Source organism: Acinetobacter sp. ABJ_C5_2 (assembly GCF_044538485.1).
Lineage (GTDB): Bacteria > Pseudomonadota > Gammaproteobacteria > Pseudomonadales > Moraxellaceae > Acinetobacter > Acinetobacter nosocomialis_A.
In genome coordinates, this window is sequence record NZ_JBIUCS010000102.1 from 1 (window position 1) to 369 (window position 369).

The window sequence follows — 369 nt, forward strand, 5'->3', positions numbered from 1 at the left end:
GTACAGTCTCTGCAGACATTACGGCACCTGTGGTTGCGCTAGATGATGTGTTGACGAATGACAGCACACCTGCGCTGACCGGTACAGTGAATGATCCGACTGCGACTGTGGTGGTGACTGTAGATGGGGTGGACTATCCAGCAGTCAATAACGGCAACGGTACCTGGACGCTTGCAGACAATACGCTTCCAGTGTTGACCGATGGACCACATACGGTAACTGTGACAGCGACCGACCCTGCGGGTAATGTGGGTACAACAGGTGCAGTGGTGACTATCGATACCACAGCACCAAATGCACCGGTTCTTGATCCAATCAATGCCACTGATCCAGTGACAGGTACAGCAGAAGCGGGATCAACCGTGACTG

At 53.4% G+C, this 369-nt stretch carries 1 protein-coding gene; it reads left to right on the forward strand.

The window, feature by feature from the left end:
• The coding region (locus ACH8JV_RS19555) for an Ig-like domain-containing protein (RefSeq protein ID WP_396523310.1) at positions 1 to 369 on the forward strand (369 nt) is incomplete at both ends.